The sequence below is a fragment of the Methylorubrum zatmanii genome (assembly GCF_014845115.1).
Classification (GTDB): Bacteria; Pseudomonadota; Alphaproteobacteria; order Rhizobiales; family Beijerinckiaceae; genus Methylobacterium; species Methylobacterium zatmanii.
In genome coordinates this window covers 1-2368 of record NZ_NKUI01000311.1, presented here as the reverse complement: position 1 = coordinate 2368, position 2368 = coordinate 1, and the positions used below count along the sequence as shown (strand labels likewise).

The following is a 2368-nucleotide window of genomic DNA, read 5'->3' as shown; positions in this document are numbered from 1 at the left end:
ATGGAGTTCTGAGGCCGGCGGCGCCGGCCTCAGAACTCCATGTCGAGTTCCTCGATCTCCTCGGGCTCTCCTTCGGCCAGCGCCGTCCACTCGCCCATCAGATCCCAGGCGAGGATCGTGTCGCGGTAGGTCGCGGCGGTGAAGGGCAGGGGAACGTCGTAGGTGCGGAAGCGGGTGCAGACGGGGGCGTACATCGCATCCGCCACCGTGGGCCGGGCGCCGAACAGGTAGGGCCCGCCCGAGCGCGACAGGCAATCCTCGAAGATCGTGCAGATGCGCTCGATGTCGCCCTTGGCGCCGTTGAAGATCTTGAAGCCCCGGTGGAGGCTGCGCAGGTTCATCGGCAGGGCCGAGCGCAGGTTGACGAAGCCGCCATGCATCTCCCCCGAGACGGAGCGGCAGCGGGCCCGGTCCGCCGGGGCCTCGGGCAGGAGGCCGGCACCGGGCCGGACCTCGTTGAGATACTCGGCGATGGCGAGCACGTCCCACACCATGGTCGCCCCATGCTCCAGCCGCGGCACCAGGAAGGAGGGCGAGAGGTGGAGCAGCTCGGCCCGGGTCGAGGCGTCGGAGCCCGGCAGCACCTCCACCGCGAGGTTGAGCCCCGCCATCCGGCAGAGCAGCCAGCCGCGCAGGGACCACGAAGAATAGTTCCGGCTGGAAATCGTGAGCGTCGCCTCGGCCATGGCCGTCCTCCGGGTTGGTGCTCTTGAAGGACCGGCGATCCAAGACTCATGCCGTGTCCCGCGGCGGCCGTCCTCGCGATCGCCGCCCTCGGGGGAAAGAGATCTTCTTTCCCCTCTCCACCGGAAAGGTGATGCATCCACACCACAATGGCGCGGGATGTACTTTTGTTCGGTTGCGCCCAATCCAGAACGGCTTAGCCTCGACCGTCCGGCATCGCGTCGCGGGGGCGACGATCGCGGTCCGACAAGTCGCGCGGGCGAGGCCGGCTGGCACGACGTTCGCGACAGATGGGGACGCGCACAGGAACTCCGTGCGCGGGGAGTGAGGGCCCGATGCTCTACCAAGCCTTCGATGTCCAATCGGACATCGCCCGGCAGACTCGGCAATGGGGCCGTATCCTGCAGGATGCCGCCGCCCCCTGGCTGCGGACGCCCTGGCACGACGCCGCCAAGTGGTGGTCGGCAGGCGCGCGCATGATGATGCGCTCCGGGCTCACCTTCGCGCGGCCCGCCTACGGCATCCACGCGGTGACCGTGGGCAACCGCGAGGTGCCGGTGATCGAGGAGCCGGTGCTCGCCACGCCCTTCGGCACGCTGCTGCGCTTCCGCAAGGATGTCGAGAGCCCGCAGCCCAAGGTTCTGGTGCTCGCTCCCCTGTCGGGCCACTTCGCCACGCTCCTGCGCGGCACCGTGCGCACCCTGCTGCCCGACCACGACGTCTACATCACCGACTGGCACAATGCCCGCGACGTGCCGCTCTCCGAGGGACGCTTCGGCTTCGACGAATATGTCGACCATGTCGTGCGCTTCCTGGAGACGATCGGCGAGGGCGCCCACCTCATGGCCGTGTGCCAGCCCGCCGTGCAGGCCCTCGCCGCCACCGCCTTGATGGCCCATACCGGCAACCCGGCGCAGCCGCGCAGCATGACGCTGATGGCGGGCCCAGTGGATTGCCGCATCAGCCCGACCGCGGTGAACACGCTCGCCACCTCGAAGCCGATCACGTGGTTCGAGCAGAATCTGATCGAGACGGTGCCCAGCCGCCACAAGGGGGCGGGGCGGCGGGTCTATCCGGGCTTCGTGCAGGTGGCCGCCTTCGTCTCGATGAACGCCAAGCGCCACGCCGACGCCCATTCGGACCTGTTCTGGCACTATATGGACGGCAGCACGGAGAAGTCGCGGGCGATCGAGACCTTCTACGACGAGTATTTCGCGGTGCTCGACCTCACCGCCGAGTTCTACCTCGAGACGGTCAAGACCGTCTTCCAAGACTACACCCTCGCCCGCAACCAGCTCACCTATCGCGGCGCGCATATCGACATGGGCGCGATCCGCCGGACCGCCCTGATGACGGTCGAGGGCGAGCGCGACGACATCTGCGCCGTCGGCCAGACCATGGCGGCCCACGACCTCTGTTCGAGCCTGCCGCCCCACATGAAGAGCCACCACCTCCAGGCGGGGGTGGGCCATTACGGCGTGTTCTCCGGCCGCAAGTGGGAGAGCCAGACCTATCCGCTCGTGCGCAACTTCATTGCTTCACATGCGTAGAGCCGATCCCGACCGCGTTGCGGTCGGGATCGGCTCCAAGCCTTTGTTCGAGGCGCCCTCTTGCACCGAACCGGCGTCCACTTCGGCGGAGAGCGCTCTAGAGGCTGTTATGGACCTGTTTCTTATAAACACCT

The 2368-nt window shown here is 67.7% G+C and carries 2 protein-coding genes; one reads left to right on the top strand and one right to left on the bottom strand.

The window, feature by feature from the left end; translation table 11 throughout:
* Nucleotides 1–29: 29 nt before the first annotated feature.
* The gene (locus MZTS_RS24140) at nucleotides 30–686 is read right to left on the bottom strand and encodes a glutathione S-transferase family protein (RefSeq protein WP_192285829.1); all 657 of its coding nucleotides are present in this window, start codon (nucleotides 684–686) and stop codon (nucleotides 30–32) included.
* Between the two features lie 333 nt (nucleotides 687–1019).
* Between MZTS_RS24140 and MZTS_RS24135 the strand changes: the two genes are divergently transcribed.
* Entirely contained in the window at nucleotides 1020–2234 is a 1215-nt protein-coding gene (locus tag MZTS_RS24135; RefSeq protein ID WP_192285827.1) for a polyhydroxyalkanoate depolymerase, read from the top strand.
* Nucleotides 2235–2368: the final 134 nt, after the last annotated feature.